General features: G+C 71.5%; 22 protein-coding genes, 1 pseudogene and 1 riboswitch. Of the genes and pseudogenes, 13 read left to right on the top strand and 10 right to left on the bottom strand.

Going from position 1 to position 25,420, the window contains the following annotated elements:
• Positions 1 to 96 precede the first annotated feature (96 nt).
• On the bottom strand, positions 97 to 1,518 hold the full coding sequence (locus ACRYRV_RS12570; RefSeq protein ID WP_253444320.1) for an MFS transporter: 1,422 nt from the start codon (positions 1,516 to 1,518) through the stop codon (positions 97 to 99).
• 177 nt (positions 1,519 to 1,695) lie between these two features.
• Positions 1,696 to 2,397 (bottom strand): class I SAM-dependent methyltransferase, encoded by a 702-nt coding sequence (locus ACRYRV_RS12565; protein WP_444984932.1) that lies wholly within the window; start codon positions 2,395 to 2,397, stop codon positions 1,696 to 1,698.
• Between the two features lie 40 nt (positions 2,398 to 2,437).
• Between ACRYRV_RS12565 and ACRYRV_RS12560 the strand changes: the two genes are divergently transcribed.
• The 3 genes from ACRYRV_RS12560 (at position 2,438) to ACRYRV_RS12550 (ending at position 4,256) form a co-directional block, all read left to right on the top strand.
• The gene (locus tag ACRYRV_RS12560) at positions 2,438 to 2,845 is read left to right on the top strand and encodes a VOC family protein (RefSeq protein WP_253444326.1); all 408 of its coding nucleotides are present in this window, start codon (positions 2,438 to 2,440) and stop codon (positions 2,843 to 2,845) included.
• 95 nt (positions 2,846 to 2,940) lie between these two features.
• Positions 2,941 to 3,315 carry a DUF4870 family protein gene (locus tag ACRYRV_RS12555; RefSeq protein ID WP_253444329.1) on the top strand — a complete coding sequence of 125 codons (375 nt, stop codon included), beginning with the start codon at positions 2,941 to 2,943 and terminating at the stop codon, positions 3,313 to 3,315.
• 11 nt (positions 3,316 to 3,326) lie between these two features.
• Complete coding sequence (locus tag ACRYRV_RS12550) at positions 3,327 to 4,256, top strand: lysophospholipid acyltransferase family protein (protein WP_444984933.1); 930 nt, start codon at positions 3,327 to 3,329, stop codon at positions 4,254 to 4,256.
• 28 nt (positions 4,257 to 4,284) lie between these two features.
• Here the strand turns inward: ACRYRV_RS12550 and ACRYRV_RS12545 are convergent, their stop codons facing one another.
• On the bottom strand, positions 4,285 to 5,691 hold the full coding sequence (locus ACRYRV_RS12545; RefSeq protein WP_444984934.1) for a mannose-1-phosphate guanylyltransferase/mannose-6-phosphate isomerase: 1,407 nt from the start codon (positions 5,689 to 5,691) through the stop codon (positions 4,285 to 4,287).
• The gene (locus tag ACRYRV_RS12540; protein WP_444984936.1) at positions 5,688 to 7,256 is read right to left on the bottom strand and encodes an alkaline phosphatase; all 1,569 of its coding nucleotides are present in this window, start codon (positions 7,254 to 7,256) and stop codon (positions 5,688 to 5,690) included. Before ACRYRV_RS12540 ends, ACRYRV_RS12545 begins: the two co-directional genes overlap by 4 nt.
• Positions 7,257 to 7,452: 196 nt before the next feature.
• On the opposite strand from ACRYRV_RS12540, the gene ACRYRV_RS12535 reads away from it, so the two are divergent.
• Genes ACRYRV_RS12535 through ACRYRV_RS12520 form a run of 4 tightly spaced genes read left to right on the top strand, consistent with a single transcriptional unit; the run spans position 7,453 to position 12,554 of the window.
• Positions 7,453 to 9,030, top strand: a complete 1,578-nt coding sequence (locus ACRYRV_RS12535) for a glucan biosynthesis protein (protein WP_444984937.1) — start codon at positions 7,453 to 7,455, stop codon at positions 9,028 to 9,030.
• On the top strand, positions 9,002 to 10,924 hold the full coding sequence (gene mdoH, locus ACRYRV_RS12530) for a glucans biosynthesis glucosyltransferase MdoH (protein WP_444984938.1): 1,923 nt from the start codon (positions 9,002 to 9,004) through the stop codon (positions 10,922 to 10,924). Before ACRYRV_RS12535 ends, mdoH begins: the two co-directional genes overlap by 29 nt.
• Positions 10,921 to 11,733 (top strand): FkbM family methyltransferase, encoded by an 813-nt coding sequence (locus ACRYRV_RS12525; RefSeq protein WP_444984939.1) that lies wholly within the window; start codon positions 10,921 to 10,923, stop codon positions 11,731 to 11,733. The genes mdoH and ACRYRV_RS12525 overlap by 4 nt, the downstream gene beginning before the upstream one ends.
• The gene (locus tag ACRYRV_RS12520; protein WP_444984940.1) at positions 11,730 to 12,554 is read left to right on the top strand and encodes a creatininase family protein; all 825 of its coding nucleotides are present in this window, start codon (positions 11,730 to 11,732) and stop codon (positions 12,552 to 12,554) included. Before ACRYRV_RS12525 ends, ACRYRV_RS12520 begins: the two co-directional genes overlap by 4 nt.
• A 19-nt stretch (positions 12,555 to 12,573) precedes the next feature.
• Here the strand turns inward: ACRYRV_RS12520 and ACRYRV_RS12515 are convergent, their stop codons facing one another.
• Entirely contained in the window at positions 12,574 to 13,695 is a 1,122-nt protein-coding gene (locus ACRYRV_RS12515) for a GTP cyclohydrolase II (protein ID WP_444984941.1), read from the bottom strand.
• Between the two features lie 55 nt (positions 13,696 to 13,750).
• On the opposite strand from ACRYRV_RS12515, the gene ACRYRV_RS12510 reads away from it, so the two are divergent.
• Positions 13,751 to 14,611: a RibD family protein gene (locus ACRYRV_RS12510; protein WP_445005986.1), complete on the top strand. Its 861-nt coding sequence runs from the start codon at positions 13,751 to 13,753 to the stop codon at positions 14,609 to 14,611.
• An 81-nt stretch (positions 14,612 to 14,692) separates the two neighbouring features.
• On the opposite strand, the pseudogene ACRYRV_RS12505 reads toward ACRYRV_RS12510, so the two are convergent.
• The 5 genes and pseudogenes from ACRYRV_RS12505 to ACRYRV_RS12485 form a co-directional block, all read right to left on the bottom strand.
• Positions 14,693 to 15,583: pseudogene (locus ACRYRV_RS12505) on the bottom strand (lysylphosphatidylglycerol synthase transmembrane domain-containing protein); the annotation flags it as partial.
• Positions 15,584 to 15,585: 2 nt separating this feature from the next.
• Entirely contained in the window at positions 15,586 to 16,500 is a 915-nt protein-coding gene (locus tag ACRYRV_RS12500) for a class I SAM-dependent methyltransferase (protein WP_309635465.1), read from the bottom strand.
• The gene (locus ACRYRV_RS12495) at positions 16,497 to 17,603 is read right to left on the bottom strand and encodes a glycosyltransferase family 4 protein (protein WP_444984942.1); all 1,107 of its coding nucleotides are present in this window, start codon (positions 17,601 to 17,603) and stop codon (positions 16,497 to 16,499) included. The genes ACRYRV_RS12500 and ACRYRV_RS12495 overlap by 4 nt, the downstream gene beginning before the upstream one ends.
• Positions 17,603 to 18,001 (bottom strand): 6-pyruvoyl trahydropterin synthase family protein, encoded by a 399-nt coding sequence (locus ACRYRV_RS12490; protein ID WP_309635463.1) that lies wholly within the window; start codon positions 17,999 to 18,001, stop codon positions 17,603 to 17,605. The genes ACRYRV_RS12495 and ACRYRV_RS12490 overlap by 1 nt, the downstream gene beginning before the upstream one ends.
• 43 nt (positions 18,002 to 18,044) lie before the next feature.
• Entirely contained in the window at positions 18,045 to 19,031 is a 987-nt protein-coding gene (locus ACRYRV_RS12485) for a dehydrogenase (RefSeq protein WP_444984943.1), read from the bottom strand.
• Between the two features lie 187 nt (positions 19,032 to 19,218).
• On the opposite strand from ACRYRV_RS12485, the gene ACRYRV_RS12480 reads away from it, so the two are divergent.
• The 5 genes from ACRYRV_RS12480 to ACRYRV_RS12460 all read left to right on the top strand — a co-directional run bounded on the left by ACRYRV_RS12480 (position 19,219) and on the right by ACRYRV_RS12460 (position 25,414).
• Positions 19,219 to 19,989 carry a CDP-alcohol phosphatidyltransferase family protein gene (locus ACRYRV_RS12480; protein WP_444984944.1) on the top strand — a complete coding sequence of 257 codons (771 nt, stop codon included), beginning with the start codon at positions 19,219 to 19,221 and terminating at the stop codon, positions 19,987 to 19,989.
• A gap of 42 nt (positions 19,990 to 20,031) precedes the next feature.
• Positions 20,032 to 20,169: riboswitch (TPP riboswitch) on the top strand.
• Between the two features lie 88 nt (positions 20,170 to 20,257).
• Positions 20,258 to 20,926: a thiaminase II gene (gene tenA, locus ACRYRV_RS12475; protein ID WP_444984945.1), complete on the top strand. Its 669-nt coding sequence runs from the start codon at positions 20,258 to 20,260 to the stop codon at positions 20,924 to 20,926.
• Positions 20,927 to 20,986: 60 nt separating this feature from the next.
• Entirely contained in the window at positions 20,987 to 22,888 is a 1,902-nt protein-coding gene (gene thiC / locus ACRYRV_RS12470) for a phosphomethylpyrimidine synthase ThiC (protein ID WP_444984946.1), read from the top strand.
• An 89-nt stretch (positions 22,889 to 22,977) separates the two neighbouring features.
• On the top strand, positions 22,978 to 23,547 hold the full coding sequence (locus tag ACRYRV_RS12465; RefSeq protein ID WP_309635458.1) for a cytochrome b: 570 nt from the start codon (positions 22,978 to 22,980) through the stop codon (positions 23,545 to 23,547).
• 67 nt (positions 23,548 to 23,614) lie between these two features.
• Positions 23,615 to 25,414, top strand: coding sequence for a sugar phosphorylase (locus ACRYRV_RS12460; RefSeq protein ID WP_444984947.1), 1,800 nt, complete (start codon positions 23,615 to 23,617; stop codon positions 25,412 to 25,414).
• Positions 25,415 to 25,420: the final 6 nt, after the last annotated feature.

Raw genomic sequence — 25,420 nt, 5'->3', positions numbered from 1 at the left:
GGCACCTCTAGGAAAAATAATAACTGCGATAGTAGATTCCCTACTTTTCGCCAGCCATTATCCCAAGGTCTTACCTCAGGTCTCGCCCTCCCCGCCTCAACCGCGGGAGGGCAGCGGCTCGATGCCGGGCAGCTCCTCCTGGGTGGGTGTCTCCTCTCCCCGGGCCGACTCCTCGTCGAAATAGGCGACACGGGACTCGTCGGCGGACGGCGGGCCCACCAGGGGCTCGGCCACCTCCACCTCGGGCACGGCGTCGGAGAGATCCTCCATGTGCTCGTGCTCGATGGCGCCCTGCACCATCTCCTCGGTGACCACCAGCTCGGCACCGGCGGCGGACATGGGCGCCGTGGGCTGGAAGGGCGCCACCGGCACCGGCGCCGGGCGCACGCTGCGTCGCCAGCCGAAGAAGGCCACCAGGAAGAGCCCCAGGGCACCGAAGCTCCAGAACAGGCCGGCGTCGCCCAGCACCCCCATCACCGGCGAGACCAGCGGCGGGCTTATCGCCGAGCCGATGGCGTTGATCAGCAGCAGGCCCTGGCTCATGCGCACCAGGGCACCGGCGGGTGCCCGGTCGGCGGCATGGCCCACCGCCACCGGATAGAGGGAGAAGACGCCGCCCCCGAGCAGGAAGAGCAGGCCGGCCAGTATCCAGGGGGTCATCGGCAACCAGAGGATCGCCGCCGAGACCAGGGCGCAGAAGGCGCCGATACCGATCAGCACGATCTGGCGGTCGTGGCGATCCGACCAGCGCCCCACCGGGTATTGCAGCAGCAGGGCACCGAGGATCACCACCGCCATCATCTGGCCGACTCGATCCACCGAGAGGCCGATGCGCTGCAGGTAGAGCGGCAGCAGCGCATAGACCGCCGCCACCGCGAGCCCGGAGCCGAAGCTGCCCATCACCCCGGTAGGCGTCAGGGTGATCAGGCGGTGGGGCGGCAGCGGCTCGGCCTTCTCGATCAGCGGTGAGACCCGGGGAATCATCGCCATGGGCAGCACCGACAGCGACGCCAGCATGCCGATCACCATGAAGGAGGCCGCCCCGCCCATGGCCTCGGTCACCCCCAGCAGCAGCTGGCCGAGCACCCCGGCGGCATAGAGCGAGATCATGTAGAGCGCCAGCAGACGCCCGCGCACCTTCTGGTCGCCGGCGGTGAGCAGCCAGCTCTCGATCACCAGGTAGACCCCGACCGTGGCCCAGCCGCCGATCAGGCGCAGGACGAACCAGGCCCAGGGGTGGTCCACCAGGCCCTGCAGCAGCACCGTGACCGCCACCAGGGAGGCGAAGCTGCCGTAGGCGCGGATATGGCCGATGCGCAGCAGCAGGCGGTCGTTGAGCATGGCGCCCAGGGCCAGGCCGATGAAGTAGGCCGAGGAGACCCAGCCGATCAGCACCGCCGACTCGCCGGCGGCATCCAGGCGCAGGGTGATCACGGTGGAGAGAAAACCGTTGCCGATGCCCAGGATAAAGAGCCCGAGCAGCGGCGCCAGGGCCATGGTCAGCAGTTGCCGCGACATTGCATGCCTCACAGCACAGAGTGGAGAAAACGGGAAGAATGGCAGAGCGCGCCGGCGTCCGCCCGGGGAAACTGCCGCCAGGATCTCGACGGCACCGACCATCGAAGCGCGCGAATCATACGCCCCGATGGGGCCGCGTCAATCACTTTTCCAGCCCGGAGCTCCAAAGCGGGATTTTCATCGGCAACAGGAAACCCGCTCAGCAATATTCTCTGAAAGGCCGCCTTCGCGACTCCCCGCTGCGGGCTTCTGCAGCAGCACCACATCGGCGGCGGGAAACTCCACGCTCATGCCCAGCGACTCGGCAAGCCACTGGAAGCTGGCCTCGCTGAAGAAGCCGACATGGGTGGGGTCGAGGATATAGTGCCAGCGGGCGAAGGCCTCCCGGGTCGTGGTCCGCTTGGTCATCAGGCCCAGCCAGCCGCCGGGGCGCAGCCGCCCGGCCAGGCGAGCGAGCACCTCCCCCGGGGCGAAGAGGTGCTCGGCCACCTCGGTGGCGGTGATAAAGTCGTACTCCTCCTCCAGGACGCCGGCATCCGGCGCATAGAAGGGGTCATAGATCGCCATGGGGTGCCCCGCCTCCTCGAACATCACCGAGAGGGTGGGGCCGGGGCCGGCGCCGAAGTCGAGCCCCCGGGCGCCGGGGGCGAGGCGCTCGCGCAGCGGGTCGAAGAGCCGTCCCAGGAAGCGGCGGTAGCCGAGGTCGTCCGGGGAGTTCTCGTGCTGGTCGTAGACCGCTCGCTCCTCCGCCGGCGACAGCCGGAAGACCGGCGGCACGAAGACCAGGTCGCAGCGCCGGCAGTGCCGGTAGTCGCGCCGCGCATCGCGATGGTAGAAGGCCGTCTCGGCAGATGCGCATAGCGGGCAGGTCGCCATCATCGTATCCTCTGTGGCAGAACAATCCTCCAAGGAGAAGCGAATGCTGTCAGGTCTGGACCATCTGGTCATCACCGTGACCGATATTTCCCGCGCCGTGGACTTCTACTCCCGGGTGCTGGGGCTTGAGGTGCGCTACCGCGATCGCGAGCGTGTCGACCTGATCCTCGGCGACCTGGCCCTGCGCCTGCACTGGACCGCCACCGATATCGAGCCTCGGGCCGCCACTCCGACCCCGGGCAGTCTCGACCTCTGCCTGCGCAGCCTGCTGCCCCTGGAGGAGGTGGCCCGCCACCTCGAGGCCCTGGAGGTGGCGATCGAGCTCGGCCCCGTGGAGCGTCAGGGCGCCACCGGCAAGCTGGAGTCGCTCTACCTGCGCGACCCGGACGGCAACCTGATCGAGATCAGCCGCCCCCTGCGCCAGGCGAGCGCCGAGACAGCCGGCGGCTGAGGCTCTCCGCTCGCCCCTCTCCCGGCTGCCGCTGGCAATGTGTCCGGTGGCCGGTATCATGAGGCCCGAGAATTTTCCTCGGCACAGGGCCGCCCATGAGCAACGACTTCCAGAACGACAACGTCATCATCGAGCAGCGCAAGCCCCCCGACACCACCATGCCCATGGTGGTCTACGCCCTCTACCTGGCCAGCTTCGTGGTGGGCTTCACCTCGGTGGTCGGCGTGGTGATCGCCTACGTCTACCGCGGCAAGGGGCCCGGCTGGCTCGACGAGCACTACCGCTACCAGATCCGCACCTTCTGGATCGGCCTGCTCTACGCCAGCGTGGCCACCCTGCTCACCGTGGTGCTGATCGGCATTCCGCTGCTGATCGCCCTGGCGGTGTGGCTCATCGTGCGCTGCGTCAAGGGCTTCCGCGGCCTGCAGGAGAAGCGCGCCCCGGACAACGTGGATACCTGGCTCTTCTAGGCGACGCCCCCATGGACGACTCTCGCTCCCACTCCAGTCCCCGCCAGGCCCGCGCCATCGCCGGCCTGTGGCAGGCCCTGGCCGGCCGACGGCTCTCTACCCTGTGGCGCCTGGCGCGAATCGCCGGCCCCCTGGTGCACCGCTTCAGCCGCCGCGAGCGCGAGGTCACAGAGATCAACCTGGGCCAGGTCTACCCGGCGCGCAGCGCCGCCGAGCGCCGCCGCCTGGCCCGGGCGAGCCTTACCCACTCCACCGCCACCATGCTGGAGCTCGGCTTCGCCTGGATGGGCTCGCCCGAGCGAGTCGAGGCGGCGATACTGGCCGTGCACGGCCGGGAGCTGCTCGACGAGGCCCGCGCCGAGGGCCGCGGGGTGATCGTGCTGGCGCCGCACTTCGGCAACTGGGAGGTGCTCAACTTCTGGCTCTCCAGCCACTTCCCCTTTACCGCCATGTACGAGCCGCCGAAGATCGCCGAGCTCGACGCCGTGACCCGCGCCGGGCGCGAGCGCATGGGAGCGAGCCTGGTGCCCACCAACCCCAGGGGCGTCGCCGCCCTGCTCAAGGCGCTCAAGCGCTGCGAGGCGATCGGCATCCTGCCCGACCAGGAGCCCGACTGGGGCAGCGGCGTCTTCGCCCCCTTCTTCGGCCGCCCCGCCTATACCGCCACCCTGCTGCCCAAGCTGGTGGCGCGCACCGAGGCGCGGGTGGTGACCGGTGTCGCCCGGCGCATCCCCGGCCGCGGCTTCGAGATCCACTTCCTCCCCGCCGACGCACGGGTCTACTCCCCGGACGAGGCCGAATCCGCCACCGGCGTCAACGCCTGCGTGGAGGCCGCCATCGCCCTGGACCCGGCCCAGTACCAGTGGGAGTACAAGCGCTATCGCAAGGTGATCGAGCAGCAGCAGGGCGTCCCGAACCACCAGGCGTTCCGGCTCTACTGAGGCGCTGCGCCGAGGGTCGCTGGGCGGTTTACGCCCGCCCGTAGCGGTCGTCCAGGCGCACGATATCGTCCTCCCCCAGGTAGCTGCCGGACTGCACCTCGATCAGCTCCAGGGGAATCAGCCCGGGATTCTCCAGGCAGTGCACCCGGCCCACGGGGATGAAGGTCGACTCGTTCTCCCCCACCAGGAAGGTCTCGTCGTCCAGGGTCACCCGGGCCGTGCCGCTGACCACGATCCAGTGCTCGGCGCGGTGGTGATGGAGCTGGCGCGACAGCCGGGCGCCGGGCTTCACTGTGATGTGCTTGACCTGGTGGCGCTCGCCGGCGTCCAGCGTCTCGTAGTGCCCCCAGGGGCGGAAGACCGTCGCGGCGTGGCGGGTCTCCGGGCGGCCGACGGCCTCGAGGCGCTCCACCAAGCCGCGCAGGGCCTGGCTGCTGGCGCGATCGGCCACCAGCACGGCGTCCCGGGTCTCGACGACCACCAGGTCCGCCACTCCCAGGGTGGCCACCAGCCGCGACTCGGCGTGCACCAGCAGGTCACGGCTCGCCTCGCAGACGACGTCGCCATGCAGGGCGTTGCCGTCACCGTCGTGGGGCAGCACCTCCCACAGCGCCTGCCAGGAGCCGATGTCGCTCCATCCGGCGTCCAGCGGCACCATGGCCGCCCGGTCGGTGCGCTCCATCACCGCCACGTCGATGGAGTCCGCCGGGCAGGCCAGGAAGGCCGCCGCGGCGGGACGCAGGAAGTCCAGGTCGGTGGTGGCCCCCGCCAGGGCGTCGCGGCAGGCGGCGAGAAGCGCTGGGGCGTAGGTGGCCAGGGCCGCCAGGGCGTCCGCCGGGCGCATCACGAAGATCCCGCTGTTCCAGTAGTGGTCGCCGGCGGCCAGGAAGGCCGCGGCGCGCTCGGCGTCGGGCTTCTCCACGAAGCGTGCGACCACGAAGCCCTCAGCGCCCAGGGGAGCGCCCGCCTGCAGGTAGCCGAAGCCCGTCTCGGCACGGGTCGGCAACACCCCGAAGGTGGTCAGGTAGCCCGCCTCGGCCAGGTCGACGGCCCGGGCCACCGCCTCGTGGAAGGCGGCCTCGTCACCCAGGTGGTGATCCGAGGAGAGCACCAGCAGCGGCCCCTCGCGCCCCTCCCGTTCGGCCAGCAGGGCCGCCAGGGCGATGGCCGGCGCCGTGCCGCGCCCCTCGGGCTCGAGCAGCAGGGTCGCCCCCTCCACGTCGGCCTGGCGCAGCTGCTCGGCCGCCAGGAAACGATGCGCCTCCTGGCAGATGACGATGGGTGGCGCGGCGTCCAGCCCCTCCAGGCGAGCGAGGGTTCGGGCCAAGAGGCTGCCCTCCTCCTCCAGGGTAAGAAACTGTTTGGGACGTTCCCGGCGCGACAGCGGCCAGAGCCGCACGCCGTTGCCGCCGGCCAGGATCACGGGCGTCATCATGGGCCAAAGTCCTCATGCAGCCAGCCGCGCAGGGCGTCGAGGCCATGGGTGGCGGGGCCGGGTTCGGGCATCGTGCCGGGCACGAAGCCGCGGGTCAGGAAGGGCTCGAGCAGGGAAGGGTCTGCGCTGATCACATGCACCGGCACCCCAAAGCCCGCCTCCTCGCCGATGATCAGCGGCGCGGCCTGGTGGTCGCCCAGGAGGATCAGCAGGGCCTCATCCCCCAGGTAGTCCGCCGCCCAGCGGGCGCTGACCTCAAGCGAGTAGTCCACCGAGAGTGCATAGTGCTCCCGCACCCGGTCCAGATCCTGCCACAGCTCATCGGGCGGAATGCCGGCACCCTCCCACTGCGTGAAGAGGCTGCCGTCCCCTATCGCATCCCAATCATCGACCACCGGCAGGATCGGGGTCCAGGGCGCGTGGCTCGAGATCAGAGCGATCTGGGCGAAGAGCGGCGCCTCGGCCGGTCGGCGAATGCGCTGCTCGAAGTGGTGCAGGGTGAACTGGTCGGGCATGGTCACCCAGTTGAAGGGCGGCCCGGCATAGTCGATGTCGGCGGCGGCGTGGATCTCGTCGAAGCCATAGGCCTCCCCCTCCGGCCAGGCCAGGGTGATGGCGGGCATCACGGTCAGGCTGCGGTGGCCGCTGGCGTGGAAGTCATCCACCAGGGTGGGTCTCTCGCTTGCCAGCATCAGCCGGTACCAGAGCGAGTTGTCGATCCGCAGGCCGCTCAGGGTGCTGGCGTGGGCGAGCCAGGACTGGCCGCCCCGGATCGGCGCCTCCAGCATGCCCGTGGCTACCGAGAGCCCGGCGCCCTCCAGGCGCCTGGCCATATCATCGAGTCGCGGCAGGGTCACCTCGGCGAAACGTGGATCGAACACCGACGACTCCCCGTAGGACTCCACGAACACCAGCAGCACATCGCGCCCGGCGAGCCCCGGCAGCGCGGTGGCCTGGCTGGGCGCCTCGGCCATGCGCGCGGCGAAGTCGCGGTGGGCGCGATGGGTCTCGACCAGCTGATGCCCCTGGAAGCGCAGGGTGTCCATGGCCGGCGCCCGCGCCACGGGCAGCCAGCGCTGATGGTGCCACTGGGCCGCCATCAGGGTGGTACTGGCCACCAGCAGCAGGAGCGCCATCAGCCCCAGGGCGGCGCCGGGCCGGTGGCGCTGGCCGGCACGCAGTGCCCGATTCAGCGCCCAGGCAACCAGGCCGATCAGCAATAGCGCCCCGAGCGTGGCGGCCCAGGCCACCGCGGTGCCCAGGTTGCCCTCCAGCAGGTGGAATACCGAGCGCAGCAGCGGCAGGTCCAGATAGAGGTTGAGCGAGCGCCCGAGGGCCAGGTGGGTGGCCGCATCGCCGAGACCGGCGAGCAGCGCCACCAGTACGCCCAGGGTCAGCAGCGGGCGCAGCCAGCCCAGTCGGCCCGCCGGCAGCAGCACCAGCAGGGCCGTCAGCAGCACCGCCTCCAGGGCGATCCAGCGGGTATCGATCCCCCCGAAGCGCAGCCACAGGGGCAGCAGCAGCAGCAGGTTGAGCAGGGCGGCAAGGCCCAGCAGTCGCAGCATCGCGTAAGGCTCCTCGCGGGTGGGGATATTGTGACAGGGTAGCGCACGAGAAAATTGTGTACGCATGACTTACCATGTACAAGGATTGCATCACAAAGATCCACTCCGTCACGCGTGCAGGATCCACCGTCCGTGACGACACTGTTCTGCAGGAGCGAGTCTGCGAGAACGAGCCAGGAAGCCCGGGAGAGACACGATGCCTCTGAGACGACACCCTCGCCTGATGGCGTGCCTGGCCATGGCGCTGCTGCTGGCACTCTCACCGGCTTTGCCGGCCGCCGCCGAGACCACGACTCCCCAAGCGGTCGAGGCGCTCTTTGAGCGCGTCACCGAAAGGGCCGAGGCGCTGGCCGGCCGTCCCCACGATCCCGGCACGGGAGCCTTGCCCGAGGCGCTGCGCGACCTCGACTACGACACCTACCGCCAGATCCGCTTCCGCCCGGAGGCGGCCCTGTGGCGCGACGAGGGGCTCTTCTCGGTGCAGCTCTTCCACACCGGCTTCCTCTTCGAATCGCCGGTCCGGCTGCATACGGTGGAGGACGGCGAGGTCACCGCGCTGGACTTCGACGCCGCGCGCTTTCGCTACGACGACGCGGCCGCCGAGCTGCCGGAGCGGGACCTGACCGGCGCCGGCCACGCCGGCTTCCGGCTGCACTTCCCGCTCAATCGCGCCGACTACCAGGACGAGTTCGCGGTGTTCCTCGGCGCCTCCTATTTTCGCCTGGTGGGCCGCGGCCAGGGCTACGGCCTCTCCGCCCGGGGCCTGGCCATCGACACCGCCCTGCCCCGGGGCGAGGAGTTCCCCGCCTTCCGCGAGTTCTGGCTGGTGCGCCCGGCCCCGGAGGCCACCCGCATGACGGTACTGGCACTCCTCGACAGCCCCTCGCTTGCCGGCGCCTACCGCTTCGACATCGCTCCGGGGCGCGACATCCAGGTGGAGGTGACCGCGCGGCTCTTCGCCCGCCGCGACGTGGAGCGGCTCGGCGTGGCGCCGCTGACCAGCATGTTCGCCCACGGCGACACCACCCCTCGGGCCGTGGACGATCATCGCCCGGCAGTGCACGACTCCGACGGTCTGCTGGTGCACACCGGCAGCGGCGAGTGGATCTGGCGGCCGCTCACCAACCCGCGCTCGCTGCGCGTCTCCTCGCTGCTCGACCACGACCCCGAAGGCTTCGGCCTGGCCCAGCGGGAGCGCGACTTCGATCGCTACCTGGATCTGGAGGCCCGCTACGATCGCCGCCCCAGCCAGTGGGTGGAGCCCCTGGCCCCCTGGGGAGCCGGGCGGGTGCAGCTGGTCGAGATCCCCGCGCCGGACGAGACCCACGACAACATCGTCGCCTTCTGGGTCAGCGATACCCCGCTACGCACCGGCGAGAGCCGCGAGCTGCACTACCGCACCCGCACCTTCGGCGCCGAGCCCGCCGAAGCGGCACCGGCCAGGGTCATACGCACCCGCCAGGGCTGGGGCGGGGTGCCCGGCGACCCCAGTCCGCCGCCGCGCAGCCGTCGCCACTTCATGGTCGACTTCGCCGGCGGAGAGCTCGAGGGGCTCTCGCCGGACCAGCCGGTTGCGGCCGAGCTCACGGCGAGCCGCGGCGAGATCCACCACCTGCAGGCGCGCCCCCTGCCGGATGGCCGGGGCTGGCGCGCCTCCTTCCGGCTCGACCCCGACGGCCGGCAGCCCAGCGACCTGCGCCTGCATTTGCGCCTGCACGACAAGGCCATCAGCGAGACCTGGAACCATGTCTGGCACCCCGACGAGCAGCGCTAGACTCGCCGCCCGGCGCGGGCGCGACGCCAGCGGTCGGCTGCCCTGGCTGGCCGCCCGTCGAGCCCTGCTGGCGTTGCTCGTTGCCCTCACCACCCTGGTCGGTGCGGGACTGATGTGGCACATCCTGCAGCCCGGCGGCATCACGCCGCTGCAGTGGGGCATCCTCACGCTCTTCAGCGTCATCTTTGCCTGGATCGCCGTGGGCTTCTGGACCGCCGTGGCCGGCTTCCTGCTGCTGCTCGCCGACCGCGACCCCCTGACCCTGGCCCGCCGCCCGCGGGTGGACGCCGAGCGCACCCTGCCGATCACCCGGCGCACCGTGCTGGCCATGCCGATCCACAACGAGTCCCCCAGCCAGGTCGCCGCCACCCTCTCGGCCACCGCCGAATCGCTGATCGCCACCGGGGAGGCGCACCACTTCACCCTCTTCGTGCTCAGCGACACCACCGACCCGGCCATCGCCGCGGCGGAGGCCCGCGCCATCGCCGGTCTCCAGGGTCGCCTCGAGGGGCGCCTGGCCCTGCACTACCGGCGCCGCCCCGGCAATGCTGGGCGCAAGGCGGGCAATATCGCCGAGTTCTGCCGCCGCTGGGGGGCGGCCTTCGACTTCATGGTGGTGCTCGACGCCGACAGCCGCATGGAGGGCGAGACGCTGCTCGGGCTGGTACGGGCCATACAGGCCCGCCCCGGCGTGGGGCTGATCCAGACGGTGCCGCTGCCGGTGCGCCAGCACACCCTGTTCGGCCGCCTGGCCCAGTTCGCCGCCAGCCTCTACGCCCCCATGCTGGCCGCCGGCCAGAGCGCCTGGCAGGGCGACGCCGCCAACTACTGGGGGCACAACGCCATCCTGCGCCTGGGCGCCTTCATGGACCACGCCGGCCTGCCGCGCCTGCCCGGGCGTCCGCCGCTGGGCGGCGAGATCTTGAGTCACGACTTCGTGGAGGCCGCCCTGCTGCGCCGGGCCGGCTGGGAGGTGCAGCTGGAGACCCGGCTGACGGGCAGCTTCGAGGAGATGCCCGGCAACCTGCTCGACTATGCCCGGCGCGATCGGCGCTGGACCCAGGGCAACCTCCAGCACCTGCGCCTGCTGGCGGCGCCGGGCCTGCACGGCCTGAGCCGGCTGCACTTCCTGCTCGGCGCCACCGCCTTCGTCTCCTCGCTGCTGTGGCTCGCCATCCTGCTCGCCGGCAGCCTGGATGCGGTGCTGATCGCCCGCAGCGAACCCGCCTACTTCGGCCATGGCGAGCAGCTCTTCCCCTTCTGGCCCCGGGCGCGCCCCGAGCTGATCGCCGCCCTGCTGGCGATGACCGCCACCCTGCTGCTGCTGCCCAAGCTGCTGGGGCTGCTGCTGGCACTGGGGCGACGCGCCGGCGGCTATGGCGGACGAGCGCGCCTGGTGATGAGCGCCCTGCTGGAGGGGCTCGCCGCCATTCTGCTGGCCCCGATCATGATGGCCTTCCACAGCGCCTTCGTGGTCGGCGTGCTGACCGGCACCAGCGTCGATTGGGGCGCCCAGGCGCGCGAGGGGCGGGTCGTGCCCTGGCGCGAGGCGCTGCGCCACACCGCCCCCTTCGCCCTGCTCGGGGGAGTGTGGATCGCGCTGGTCCACTGGCAGGTACCGATGCTGGTCGCCTGGCTGGCTCCGGTCTGGGTGGGGCTGGCCCTGTCGCCGCTGCTGGTGCGGGTCAGCGGCAGCCGCCGCCTTGGTGAATGGCTGGCGAGGCGGGGCCTGCTCGACACCCCGGAGCCCCAGGCCCATGCCGGGCTGCTGGAAGCACGCCACGATCTCGTCGCTGACGACGCGGCCGAGACCGATACGCCGGCACCTTGGCCACCGCCCCCCGAGTGCCCCGGAGAGATGCCCACCCAATCCCTTCACAAGGAATCAAGATGACTACCCAGCCCTTCCCGGCCCGCCTGCGCCAGGGCCTCGGCATCGCCCGCTCGCTGGTCATCTACTGGCGCCCCGGGCGGCAGCGCGCGCTGCGCCGCCTCTACGCCGACTTCCTCGGCCCCGGCGACCTGGCCTTCGACGTGGGCGCCCACCTGGGCGACCGCACCGCCGCCTTCCAGGCGCTGGGCGCACGGGTGGTGGCCCTGGAGCCCCAGCCGGGGCTCTTTCGCTGTCTGGAGAGGCTGGTGGGCGGGCGCATCGGCGTCACCCTGCTGCCCCGGGCCGCCGGCGCCCGCCCCGGCGAGGCGGAGCTGGCGGTGAGCGACGCCAACCCCACCGTCTCCACCCTCGCTCGGGAGTGGCGCGACACCATCGGGGCGCGCAACCCGGGCTTTCGTGATGTGCGCTGGGAGAGCCGCCAGCCCGTGACGGTGACCACCCTGGACGCCCTGATCGCCGAGCACGGCACGCCGCGCTTCTGCAAGATCGACGTGGAGGGGTTCGAGGCCGAGGTGCTGGCGGGGCTCTCCACGCCCCTGGAGGCACTCTCGGTGGAGTTCGTGGCCGGCGCCCTGGAGGTGGCCGAGCGCTGCGTGACACGGCTGGTCGCCCTGGGTGACTATCGCTTCAACGTCATCGAGGGGGAGCGACGCGCCTTCCGCTGGCCCGAGTGGCGCACGGCGGAGGCTACCCTCGCCTGGCTCGAGGCGGGCGCCGACGGACTCCCCTCCGGCGACCTCTATGCGCGGCTGGCCACCCCGGACGGCCCCACGCCTTCGGACACCTCGACCGCGGAGCCAATCCCATGAGCCACGACACCCCGCCCGTCTTCCCCCGCTGGCAGGACCTGACGACACCCGAGCTTGCCGCCCTGCCAAAGGAGAGCGTGGCGGTGATGGCGCTCGGCGCCATCGAGCAGCACGGTGCCCACCTGCCCCTCTCCACCGATCTGGACATCGGCGAGGGGCTGCTGGCGGCCGCCCTCGCCCAGCTGCCGGCGGGCTTCCCGCTGGTGCAGCTGCCCTCCCTGGCGGTGGGCGCCAGCGATGAGCACCTGAGTTTCCCCGGTACGCTCAGCCTCTCGCCGGAGCTCGCCATCGCCACCCTGGAGGCGCACGGTGACGCCGTGGCCCGGGCCGGGTTCCAGCGATTGATATGGCTCAACAGCCACGGCGGCAACAAGGCGGTGATGGACCTTGCCGCCCTGCGGCTGCGCCGCCGCCACGGCCTGCTGGTGGTCAAGGTCCACTACATGCGCATGCCGCTACCGGATGACCTCCCGGAAGCGACGCTACCCGCCGAGGAGCTGCGCCACGGGCTGCACGGCGGGGCACTCGAAACCGCCCTGATGCGCCACCTGGCCCCGCACAAGGTGCGCCTGGCGCACCTGGACCACCCGATCTCCCGAGGCCAGGCCATGGCGGACGAGGGCCAGCTGCTGGGCCCGGAGGGCGAAGCGGCCTTCGCCTGGCTGGCGGAGGACCTGCATCCTGGGGGAGTCGTCGGCAACGCCGATCTGGGCACCGCGGCGCTGGGCGGCCGCCTGGTGGCCCACTACGCCGGGCGCATCGCCCGGATACTGCAGGAAACACGGGCGATGCGGCTCGAGCGGATCAGCGGCGGGCCCTGAAGGCGATTCTTCCGGCGCCTCAGCGCCGCGCCCGGAAGACCTCGTCGAGCAGGTGACCGGCGCGCTCCGCCTTGGCGCTCAGGTAGCGGTGGTTGTGGTCGTTGAGGCTGCCGTAGAGCGCCTGGCGCTCCACCACCTCGATGCCGCCCTGGGCCAGGGCCGCCATCTTCAGGGGGTTGTTGGTCATCAGCTGCACCCGGCGGATACCCAGGGCGTCGAGCATGTCCACCGCCACGCCGTAGCGCCGCTCGTCCTCGCCGAAGCCGAGGATCTGGTCGGCGTCCAGGGTATCGAGCCCGCCGTCCTGGAGGGTGTAGGCGCGCAGCTTGTTGGCCAGGCCGATCCCGCGCCCCTCCTGGGCCAGGTAGAGCAGCACCCCGCCGCCCAGCGCCTCGATCTCGGCCACGGCATTGCGCAGCTGCTCGCCGCAGTCGCAGCGCAGGCTGCCGAACAGATCGCCGGTGAGGCAGGCGGAGTGCAGACGCAGCGGCACCGCCGCCCCCTCGAGAGCCGGGTCGCCGATCACCACCGCCACGTGCTCGCGCAGCCCGTCGGGTTCGCGGAACAGGATGAAGCGGCAGTCGAAGGCATCCACCAGGGGAATCCGCGCCTCGCTGACCCGGCGCAGCATGCCGCCGGCGCCGTCCAGGCAGCGCGCCGCCTGCTCGGCCGCCACCGTCAGCAGGGTGCCATCGGCCACCGCCTGCGTCACCGCGTCGTCCCGGGACTCGGCGACCCTTGCCACCAGCGCCGAGGGAATCAGCAGCGCCCGACGCATCAGCGCCAGGGCGGCCAGGTCGGCCGGCCCCGCCGTCTCCAGGGCCGCGCAGCACTCCTCCAGCCCCGCCTGGCCGAGGCTCGCCGCCGGCGTAGCCCCAAAGGCCAGGGCCTCCAGGCGCCGCTGCACCCGCCCCTCGGGCAGCGGCAGGCGAGCCTCGGCGTCGTCTCCCGCGCCGAGGATCGCCAGGCGATGCCGGCTCAGCACCAGCGCCGGGGTGGTGCCGGCCAGTTCGCCCAGGCGCGAGACGGCCGTCTCGGCGGCCCCCTCGATGGCCTGGACCAGGACCCGGGTATCCTTGGCCACCACCAGTACCGGCAGCCCCCGTCGTAGATCGAAGATGGCGCGTTCAACCTGATGCATGGCTCTCTCCTGATGGTATCCATATGCCTGGCGTCTCGCCGCGGATCTGCGCATCATGGCGGTCAGCTCCCCGGAAGGAGGCCCCATGGGCGCCATTGACTCGACGCTGTCCCTCGCGGAGGCCTGGCAGGCCCTCCTGCATGCCGCCCATCCCGCCACCGTGACGGCGGCGGTGGCGGACCTGTCGCTCTCCCCCGCCGGCTGGCGGGCCGAACGCCCCGTCTCGCCGGCGGCCGGCGAGCTGCTCGACTGCCTCTGCCCGCTGGCCACCCGGCCCGGCCGGCTGGCCATCGCCCAGCTCGGTCAGAGCCTGGACGGGCGCATCGCCACCGAGAGCGGCCACTCCCACTTCATCAACGGGCCGGAGAGCCTGGTGCACCTGCACCGGCTCCGCGCCCTGATGGACGCCGTGGTGGTCGGCGCCGGCACCGCCAGCGAGGACGACCCGCGCCTGACCGTGCGCCATGTGGCGGGACCCCACCCGGTGCGGGTGATCCTCGACCCTCGCGGCCGGGTGACGCCGGATCGTCTCCTGCTGCGCGACCCGGAAGCGCCGACCCTGCACCTGCACGGCGAGGGGGCCTGCCCGGAAGGCGCGGCGGGGCACCATGTGACGCGCCTGGCGCTGCCCCTGGCCGAGGGCGGCTTCGCCCCCGCGGCGGTGCTCGACGCCCTGGCCGCCCGGGGCCTCGAGCGGGTGCTGATCGAAGGCGGCGGTATCACGGTGTCGCGCTTCCTCGAGGCCGGCGTCCTCCACCGACTGCACCTGCTGATGGCGCCGCTGCTGATCGGCTCCGGCCGGCCCGGGCTCGCCATGACACCCATCGCCACCCTGGATGAGGCGCGCCGCCCCGCCTCGCGCACCTTCCGCTGCGGTGACGACACCCTCTTCGATCTCGTGCTCGACGCCCCCTGAGCCGCCAGGCTCGTGGCCGGCGCTCCCCCGAGCGGTGCCTGCCCTGCGCTGCAGCAGCACCAGGCCGCCGGGCAGGCTGGCCAGCAGCACGATGATTCCATAGGCCATGGAGGCCGCCACGCCCTGGGCCGGCGGCAGTCCGACCAGCGCCCAGACCAGGGCCGCGGCCCCCTCCCGCACGCCCCAGCCGGCCAGCGTGAGCGGGATCAGCATCGCCAGCAGCACCGGGGGCACCAGCGCCAGCAGGGTGGCCAGGGGCAGTTCGACGCCGATCGCCCGGGCGGCGCAGACGAACACCAGGGCATAGCTCATCACCACCAGCAGCGACCCACCAAGCTGCTTGGGCCACACCGAGGCGGCCAGCAGGCTGCGGCGCAGGTCGCCGCCAAGGCCCGCCAGCGCCGCCGGCGGGCGCCTGGCCAGCTGCCAGGCCACCGGGATCAGCAGCAGCAGGCCCGCGATCCCGGCCAGCAGCCAGCCCGAGGCGGCCAGGCCCCGAACGGCACGCGCCATCAGCTCATGCCAGAGCGGCGAGGCGGCGAGTACCGCCAGGGTCAGCAGCGCCATGGCCAGCTGGCCCGAGGCGCGCTCGATGATCACCGCCCGCCAGGCGCCGCCGCGACGGCCGCTCTGCCGGGAGTGGCGCCAGGCCCGAGCGGCGTCGCCGGCCACCCCGCCCGGCAGCACCTGGTTGAGGAAGAGCGCCAGGTAGTACTCGTGAAGGGCACGACGGAAGCCCAGCGGCAGCCCCAGCAGGCGGGCGGTCAGCCGCCAGCGCCAGGCGCTGAGGAAGAGCGGTGGCAGGGTCAGCGCCAGGGCCAGCAGGGCCCAGCCCGGCGAGAGCCGCTGCACCTGGGCGAGGATCGTCCCCGGCTCCAGCCACCAGGCGAGCCCGACCAGCAGCGCCAGCCCGGCGAGCGGGCGCAGAGCTCGGCGGGACACCCAGCGGGGCCTTCGCCGGGGAAAAGGCATGCTCAGGCGCCCCCGGCCGGCAGGGCCAGCAGGTCGCGATGGCCGACGGTCAGCCCCAGCTTGCCCGATGCGAGGCCCGCCAGCCGGCGCAGGCGCCAGCGCTCGAGGCTCGCCTGCTCCTCCGGGGCCTGCTCCAGGGCGGCGTCGTGCCAGCCCTGCACCAGCGATTCGGCCAGGGGGAATCTCACCGCCTCGCCGGCGGCCAGGTGCCAGGGGGTGGCGGCACTCTCGACCCGGTAACCGGCCGCCCCCATGGCCGCGGCCAGCACGGCGGGCGCGTCGCCTCCCAGCGCCGGGCCCAGCCCCTTGTCGCGGCGCTGGTGGGCCTGGAAGAGCCCGCGGACCGCGCTATCCTCCTCGTCCTCTATCCGCGCACCCGAGGCGTCGAGAAAGGCCCAGTCGCCGTCCACGCTGAGGGTGAAGAGCAGCGCCTGGCGGCGCACGGCCGCGGCCGCCACCAGCGCCTCGGCCCAGGGGCGCGAGACCAGGTCGAAGAGCGCCGAGGCCACCACCAGCTCACCCCCCGCCAGCAGGCCAGCGTCCACCGGCGAGAGGTCCCGGCAGCAGGCCTCGATGACGAGCCGACCGCCCGCCGCGTCGTGCAGGGTCGCCCCGTGCCGGCGGGCCAGGGCCAGCAGCGTCGAATCATGGTCCACCAGCCGCCAGCGCTGGGGCCCGGGCAGCCGGGGCGCCAGGAAGCGCAGGTTGCTGCCGCTGCCGCAGCCCAGATCGACGATCTCATGCGGGGCACTCGGCGCCCTGGGCCGGCGGGCGAGCCAGTCGGCGGCGAGCCCGGTCAGGCAGTGGCTGCGAGAGCGGGCATCCAGCGCCTCGCGGCGGGAGAGCCAGTCGGCGCTGAAGCGCTCGGCTGGGGGCGTTGCCGCGGCGTCGGGTCGGGCGGGTTCGGGGACAGTCATGGCGGACTCTCCTCGGCTCGGGCATGGGCGGACAGCGCCGATGGAGTCGGCTCCTCCAGGGCGGCCAGGAAGCGGTCGCCGGCCTGCTGCCAGTCGACCAGGTCGCGGCGGACCTCCCGGGCCCCGCGGCGGCGCCGGCGGCGCAGCTCGGCGTCGTCGAGCCAGGCGGCCAGGGCCTCGCGCAGCGCAGCGGCATCGTCCGGGGGCACGGACAGACCGGCCGCCGGCGGCAGGGTATCGGCCAGGGCGCCGCCGGTGGTGGTCAGCACCGGCACCCCCCGAGAGAGCGCCTCGGTGACCACCATGCCGTAGCCCTCGTAGCGCGAGGGCAGCACGAAAAGCTCCGCCCGGTGGTAGGCGGCGGCCAGCTCGGCGGCACTGCGCTCCCCGGCCCAGTCGATCCGCTCCTCGAGGCCATAACGGCGTGAGGCGTCGAACAGCCGGGCGGCGTGATCCGGGTCTCGCGCATGGCTGCCGATGGCCTCCAGGGTCCAGTCGCGATCCCTGAGGTCGGCCAGCGCCTCCAGCAGCACATCGTGGCCCTTGCGCGGGATCAGGGTCGCCACACAGAGCAGCCGCCGGGGGCCGGGGGATTCGAGGTCCAGGGCGCTGGCGGCCAGCGGGGCCGGCTCCACGCCGGGCTCGACCACGGCGAGCCGCTCGGGCGCCACGGCGAAGCGCTCGAGGCCGCGGGCGGTGAAGCGGCTGGTGACGATCACCCGTCGCACCAGCGCCAGGGCGCGGGTCTCGCTGTCGAACAGCCGGCGGCGGGTCGCCTCATCGAGGCCGGTCTCGTCGGCCAGGGGGTGGTGCACCAGGGCGATGATCGTCAGGCGATCGGCATGGGGTACGATCACCTCGGGAAGCCCCCCCATGGCGAGGCCGTCGATCACCACCCGGGCACCGTCCGGAAGCGCCGCCAGCGCCTGGGCCATGCTTCGCCGGGCCAAATCGTCGGGCAGGGGAAAGCGCCCCTCGAGCCCGATCACCTGGACGTCTCTGCCCCGGGCCCTGAGCGCCGCGACCATGCGGGCGTCATAGAGATAGCCACCGGTGAGCTGGCCGGGATCGCCGGCCACGATCAGCGTCAGGGGGCTCGCCATCAGAGGCTCCCCTCGTAGCTCGCCCAGGCGATATGGGACTCGTGCAGGGCCACGGTCATCGCCTCGAGCCCGCCGGCGCCCTCCCCCAGCTGGCCGAGCTGGATCGCGGTGGCCAGGCGCTCGAAGATCACCCGAGCCATGAACTCGGTGGTGGTGTTGCGCCCCTGGAACTCCGGCAGCTCATCGAGGTTCTGGAAGTTGAACTCGCCGAGCACCGCCTTGAGCGCCTCACCGGCCAGGCCAATATCGACCACCAGGTCGTGGTCGTCGAGCTCGCGGCGCTGGAAGGTGACATCCACCACGTAGGTGGCGCCATGGGTGCGCTGGGCGGGCCCGAAGACCTCGCCGCGGAAGCTGTGGGCGATCATGAAGTGGTCGCGGACGGTGAGTCGGTACATGTCAGGCTCCAGTCGGTTGGGCGTCGAATCGGTCGGGCGTCAGTCAGTCGGGCGTCGAGTAGCGCAGGCGGTGGCAGAGCACCTCGCCCGCCCCGGCGGCGAGGCGCGGCATCAGAGTAGGCAGCTCCGAGAAATCGCTCTCGCCGCTGATCAGCGCATCGAGGCAGGGGTCGCGCAGCAGCTCGAGCGCCAGCGAAAGGCGGCGGCGGTGGTCCCAGCGCGGCATGCGCTCGGCGGGCAGGCGGCCCACCTGGCTACTGATCAGCCTGAGCCGCCGGGAGTGGAAGGCCTCGCCCAGGGGCAGGGTCGCCTCGCGATCGCCGTACCAGCTCATCTCCACCACCCGCGCCTCGTCGCCGGCCAGCGCCAGCGCCCGGCACAGCCCCTCGGGGTTGCCGCTGGCGTGGATCACCAGGTCGTTGTCGGCCGGCGCCCGGTCGGGCAGGCGGAAGTCGAGGCCCAGGGCGCGGGCGAGCTCGGACCGCTCCGGCGAGACATCCACCAGACAGACCCGGGTGCCGGGAATCGCCGCACAGAGCCAGGCCACCAGAGCGCCCACCACGCCGGCACCGATCACCGCGATGCGGTCGCCGAGGCGCGGCGCGGCATCCCAGCAGCCGTTGAGGGCGGTTTCCAGATTGGCGGCGAGCACCGCCCGGGCGGCGGGCAGCCCCGCCGGCAGGGGCGTGACCGCCGCCGCGGGCACCAGGTAGCGATCCTGATGGGGATGGAGGCAGAACACCTCGCAGCCCAGCAGCGACTCGGGGCCGGCCTCGACCACCCCGACGCTTACGTAGCCGTATTTCACCGGCCAGGGAAAGTCGCCGGCCTGGAAGGGCGCACGCATGCGCTGCCACTCGCTCTCGGGCACCCGCCCCTGAAACACCAGCGCCTCGGTGCCGCGGCTGACGGCGCCGTAGAGGGCCCTGACCCGCACCTCTCCCTCGCCGAGGGCGGGCAGGGGCTCCTCGCGCAGTTCGCCGTGACCGGGCGCCAGGGTCCAGAAGGCAGTGGCAGTGTCGACCGTCATGAAGGCTCCAGCGAGAGTGGGAACGGAAATACTTCTACAATAATGGTACATTTATCATCCAATGAACAACCTTATCGGCGTCGGCGGCCCTCCTCGCGGCCGACTGCTAGGGTAATCACCATGAGCCCCTCTGGCTCAGCATAGCGGCAATGCCGCGCTACCATGATGGACGCCCCGGGAGCCCCTGATGCCCTTGCCTCTTGCCCCGCCCCACCTCACCTCCGCTTCCGCCGGCACCACGCGGCCGTGGCGCCTGGCCCTGGAGCTGGCCCTGGGGGGCATCGCTCTGCTGGGTCTGCTTGCACTGCTGGGGCTGCCGGCGAGCCAGGCAGGCGGCGCCTCCCTCCCCTGGGTGGCGGCGCTGGCCTCCGTGACCTACCTGGGCATGGCGGCCCTGCTGTGGCGAGGGCTGAGGCGAGGCGCCTGGCCCCGAACGCGTTTGGGCCCGGCCAACCGGGTTACCCTGGCGCGGGGAGTGCTGGTGGCGCTGCTGGCCGGCACCCTGGCGGCCCCGGCCCTGCTGGCCGCCCAGGCGGCGTGGCTCTTCGTCCTGGCCCTGGTCGCCCTGGCGCTGGACGGGGTGGACGGCTGGGTGGCCCGCCGCACCGGCAGCGCCAGCGCCCTGGGGGCCCGCTTCGACATGGAGCTCGACGCCTTCTTCATCCTGGTGCTCTGCCTGGCGCTGCTGCTGCTCGGCCGGGTCGGCCCCTGGGTGCTGGCCATCGGCGCCATGCGCTACGCCTTCGTGGCGGCGAGCTGGCGCTGGGCCTGGCTCGCCGGCGAGCTTCCCGAAAGCCTGCGCCGCAAGGCGGTGTGCGTCTGGCAGGTGGCGGCGCTGATGCTGGCCCTGCTGCCGGCCACGCCGGGCCCGCTCGCCGTCTGGCTGGCCGCCACCGCTCTAGCGGGGCTCACCCTCTCCTTCGCCGTGGACGTGCGCTGGCTCTACCGACACCGATAAGCCTCGGGGCTGGCAAAAACATCCTGGCCTGCTAGAGTGGGCCTTCGCTTGACGGGGTGCCGGTGGAACCGGCTGAGATCGCCATACGACACTGCTTGTTTGCAATGAGCTGTCGTCACGGCGGGGCCCGTTGAACCTGATCCGGTTAGTACCGGCGTAGGAATCAAGCGGCGGCCTCCCCTCGGCTACCCAGGTGTAGCGCATCCCCCCAGGCCCCACTCCCTCCCTCGCCCCCACTCCGGATCGTCACTCGTCTCCGGAGAAGATCATGGGCTACCGCTTCAGCGATCTCACCGCCGCCTGCCAGGACGACTGGCGCGCCTATATCGAACACGACTTCGTGCGCGGCCTGGCCGAGGGCACCCTCGAGGAGGGCGCCTTTCGCCACTACCTGAAGCAGGACTACCTCTTCCTGATTCACTTCGCCCGGGCCTACGCCCTGGCCGCCTACAAGAGCCGCACCCTGGACGACCTGCGCCAGGCCCACGAGGGCCTCAAGGCGATCGTCGACCTGGAGCTGGGCCTTCATGTGGGCTACTGCCGCGACTGGGGCATCAGCGAGGCCGACCTCGCCGAGCTGCCCGAGGCGCGGGCCACCATGGCCTACACCCGCTACGTGCTGGACACCGGCAACCGCGGCGACCTGCTCGACCTCCACGTGGCCCTGGCCCCCTGCCTGGTCGGCTACGGCGAGATCGCCGACTGGATCAACGCCCGGCCTGGCACTGTCCGCGGCGACGCCAACCCCTTTGAGGCCTGGATCGCCATGTACGAGAGCGAAGAGTTCCAGGCCGCCCGCCGCGCCGAGGAGGCCTGGCTCGACGCCCGCCTGAAGGATGTCACCCCGGCGCGCTTCGCCGAGCTCACCCAGGTCTTTCGCGACGCCACCCGGCTCGAGATCGACTTCTGGCAGATGGGGCTGGATCGCGCCGACTAATGGCGTCTCACCCCTCACCCCTCACTGTTAACCCTTCACAACAACATCGAGGTTCCCCGAATGAGCAAGACCGCCCACTTCCTCGCCGAGACCGCCAAGGTCGACGAGGCCGCCATTCAGCCGCTGCCCGGCTCCCGCAAGGTCTACGTCGAGGGCTCGCGCCCGGACATCCGCGTGCCCTTCCGGGAGATCTCGCTCTCACCGACGAAGACCTCCGGTGCCGATGAGGAGAATCCGCCGCTGCTGGTCTACGATACCTCCGGCCCCTACACCGACCCGGAAGCCGAGATCGACCTGCGCCGCGGCCTGCCCGAGCTGCGCCGGGCCTGGATCGAGGAGCGCGGCGACACCGAGTTCCTCGACGGCCCCACCAGCGAGTACGGCCGGCGCCGCGCCAACGACCCAACGCTCGCCCAGCTGCGCTTCGACCTGACCCGTACGCCGAGACGCGCGAAGGCAGGCAAGAACGTCACCCAGCTTCACTATGCGCGCCAGGGGATCATCACCCCGGAGATGGAGTTCATCGCCATCCGCGAGAACCAGCGCCGTCAGGCCCTGGGTAACGAGGAGGTCGAGCGGATCCTGGGCCACCAGCACCCGGGCCAGGGCTTCGGCGCCCGCCTGCCCGAGGAGATCACCCCGGAGTTCGTGCGCGCCGAGGTCGCCGCCGGCCGGGCGATCATCCCCTGCAACATCAACCACCCGGAATCCGAGCCGATGATCATCGGCCGCAACTTCCTGGTGAAGATCAACGGCAACCTCGGCAACTCGGCGGTCACCTCCTCCATCGAAGAGGAGGTCGACAAGATGACCTGGGGCATCCGCTGGGGCTCGGACACCGTCATGGACCTCTCCACCGGACAGAACATCCACGAGACCCGGGAGTGGATCATCCGCAACTCGCCGGTGCCCATTGGCACCGTACCCATCTACCAGGCGTTGGAGAAGGTCAACGGCGTGGCCGAGGACCTCACCTGGGAGGTGTTCCGCGACACCCTGATCGAGCAGGCCGAGCAGGGGGTGGACTACTTCACCATCCACGCCGGCGTGCTGCTGCGCTATGTGCCGCTCACCGCCAAGCGGGTCACCGGCATCGTCTCCCGGGGCGGCTCCATCATGGCCAAGTGGTGCCTCTACCATCACCGGGAGAGCTTCCTCTACGAGCACTTCGAGGAGATCTGCGAGATCTGCAAGCGCTACGATGTGGCGTTTTCGCTGGGCGACGGCCTGCGCCCGGGCTCGGTGGCCGACGCCAACGACGAGGCCCAGTTCGCCGAGCTGGAGACCCTGGGTGAGCTGACCAGGATCGCCTGGAAGCACGATGTCCAGGTGATGATCGAGGGGCCGGGGCATGTGCCGATGCACCTGATCAAGGAGAACATGGACAAGCAGCTCGAGGCGTGCCACGAGGCGCCCTTCTATACCCTGGGCCCGCTGACCACCGACATCGCCCCGGGCTACGACCACATCACCTCCGGCATCGGCGCGGCGATGATCGGCTGGTTCGGCTGCGCCATGCTCTGCTACGTGACCCCCAAGGAGCACCTGGGCCTGCCCAACAAGGACGACGTCAAGACCGGCATCATCACCTACAAGATCGCCGCCCACGCGGCGGATCTCGCCAAGGGCCACCCGGCCGCCCAGCGCCGCGACAACGCGCTCTCCAAGGCGCGCTTCGAGTTCCGCTGGGAGGACCAGTTCAACCTGGGTCTGGACCCGGACACCGCCCGGGAGTACCACGACGAAACCCTGCCCAAGGACTCCGCCAAGGTGGCCCACTTCTGCTCCATGTGCGGCCCCAAGTTCTGCTCCATGAAGATCAGCCAGGAGGTGCGTGATAGTTTCAAGGACGGGGCCAGTGAGCATGGTCTGGATGGCGATCAGGAAGCGGTGATGAAGGGCATGGAGGAGCAGGCGGAGAAGTTCCGCCAGAAGGGCAGCGAGCTCTACCAGGAGGTGTGAGGGGAGTGTGAGTCAGTCGCATGCAGCGCACTCAACGCTGAGTTTGGCTAGGCTGTAGCGGTGCCCACCTCGATTCCCGGGAGAGTCCCATGTCGGAGATGGAATTGCCGGAGGCGGATCGCTACGCCTACCCTCACCGCGTGCTGCACTGGCTGGTGGCCGCCGTGCTGCTGCTGTCGCTGGCCAGCGGCCTGACCCTGGGCTTCCTCGGCTTCGAGGGGGCCATGGAGCGGCTGGGCCGCGCCGGCACCGACGCTCTCTATACCGGCCACAAGTCCCTCGGGGTGGCCCTGCTGGCGCTGATGACCCTGCGCCTGGCCACGCGGCTGCTCTACGTGGTGCCCGACCATGACCCGCCACTGCCCGCCTTCCAGCGCATCCTCAGCACGGCGGTCCATCACCTGCTCTATCTGGCGCTGCTGGCCCAGCCGCTGCTGGGCTGGGCCGCCACCGCCAGCGGCGACTTCCCGGTGCAGTTCCTGCACTGGCACCTGCCCGGCATCGTGCCGGTGAACGAGGCGCTCTCGGAGCGACTGTTCGGCTGGCACGGCTGGCTGGGCTGGGTGATCCTCGGCCTGGTGGCCCTGCATATCGCCGGCGCCCTCTACCACTGGCTGATTCGCCGCGACGGCGTGATGAAGCGCATGAGCCTGTTTTGACGGCCCCGCAGGGCTGGCACGCCCCCTGCATGAAAGGGGGTAACGCCAGCCCCCGGAGCGCCCCGCCATGCCCGACCGCCCCACCGTCTCCCCCATCTTCACCCCCTCACTCGCCACGCTGCTGGACGCCGATGGCTTTCGCCGCCGCGCCCAGGCGCACCTTGACCTGCTGTATGGCGAACGCGCCGAGGAGGTGCTGCGCCGCCTGCTCACCCTGCTGGGCCATCAGGCACCGCCCTCGCCGGCGCCCTCCCGGGGTGAATCCCCCGCACCGCTGTGGAGCGAGCGGGACCAGTGGCTGATCGGCTACGGCGACAGCCTCCTCGACGGCGACCGCCCACCCCTCGAGGTGCTGGGGGACTTCCTCGATGAGCGCCTGCCCGATACCTTCAGCGGCGTGCACCTGCTGCCCTTCTTCCCCTGGAGCAGCGACGACGGCTTCTCGGTGATTCACTACCGGGAGGTGGACCCGGCGCTGGGCGACTGGGAGCAGATCCGCGCCCTGGCCAAGGGGCGCGACCTGGCGGTGGACCTGGTGCTCAACCATGTCTCGCGGGAGTCGCTCTGGTTCGTCGACTACCTGACCGGCAGCCAGCCGGGGCGCGATTACTTCATCGAGATGGACCCGGAGACCGACCTCTCGGCGGTAGTCCGCCCGCGCAGCTCGCCGCTGCTGGTGCCGGTGCCTACCCGCCGCGGCACCCGCCACCTCTGGGCCACCTTCTCCGAGGACCAGATCGACCTGAACTTCGCCAATCCGGACGTGCTGCTGGAGTTCATCGGCATCCTGCTCTTCTACCTCAGCCAGGGCGCCCGCATCGTCCGCCTCGACGCCATCGCCTACCTCTGGAAGGAGATAGGCACCCCCTGCATCCACCTGCCCCAGACCCACGAGGTGGTGCGCCTGCTGCGCGCCGTGGTGGACCATGTGGCGCCGGGTACCCTGCTGCTCACCGAGACCAACGTGCCCCACCACGAGAACCTCAGCTACTTTGGTCTGGAACGTCTTGCAGAAGGTGGGGAGCCCGACGAGGCGCACCTGGTCTACCAGTTCTCGCTGCCGCCGCTGCTGCTGCACACCCTCACCGCCGGCGATGCCACCCTGCTGGCCGACTGGCTCGAGAGCCTGCCCGAGCTACCGCCGGGGTGCAGCTACCTCAACTTCACCGCCAGCCACGACGGCATCGGCGTGCGCCCCCTGGAGGGCTGGCTGCCCCCCCACGAGATCGAGGCGCTGCTGGAGCTGATGCACCGCTTCGGCGGCTTCGTCAGCATGCGAAGGCGCGCCGACGGCACGGACATTCCCTACGAGATCAACATCACCTGGTTCGACGCCATGCGGGGCACCCGGCGCGGCCCCGACCCCTGGCAGGTGGAGCGCTTCCTCTGCAGCCAGCACCTGATGCTGGCCCTGCGGGGCATTCCGGCGCTCTACCTGCACTGCCTGATCGCCACCCCCAACGACCTGGAAGGCGTGGAGCGCAGCGGCCGGCTGCGCTCCATCAATCGCCGCCGCTGGCGCCTGAACGAGCTCGATGAGCTGCTCGACAGCCGCCACACCCCGACCCGAGACGTCTTCCTGGCCCTCAAGCGGCGCCTGGCCGTGCGCCGGGCGGAGCCCTGCTTCCATCCCGACGCCCCCCAGCGGGTGCACCCCGCCCCGCCGGGGCTGCTGGTGGTGGAGCGCGGCCCGCTGAACGATGGCCGCCGCCTGCTGGCGATCCACAACGTCAGCGACCAGCGCCAGCCACTGGAAGTGGCGGCGCTGGCCGAGGGGGAGTGGTTCAATCTGCTGGAAAACGAGCCCTGGGCGCCGGTGGAGAGCCTCGCCCCCTACCGCACCCTGTGGCTGGTGCGTGAGTCGTGAGTCGTG

The organism is Halomonas mongoliensis (genome assembly GCF_052496345.1).
This window is presented reverse-complemented; position numbering and strand designations above follow the sequence as displayed.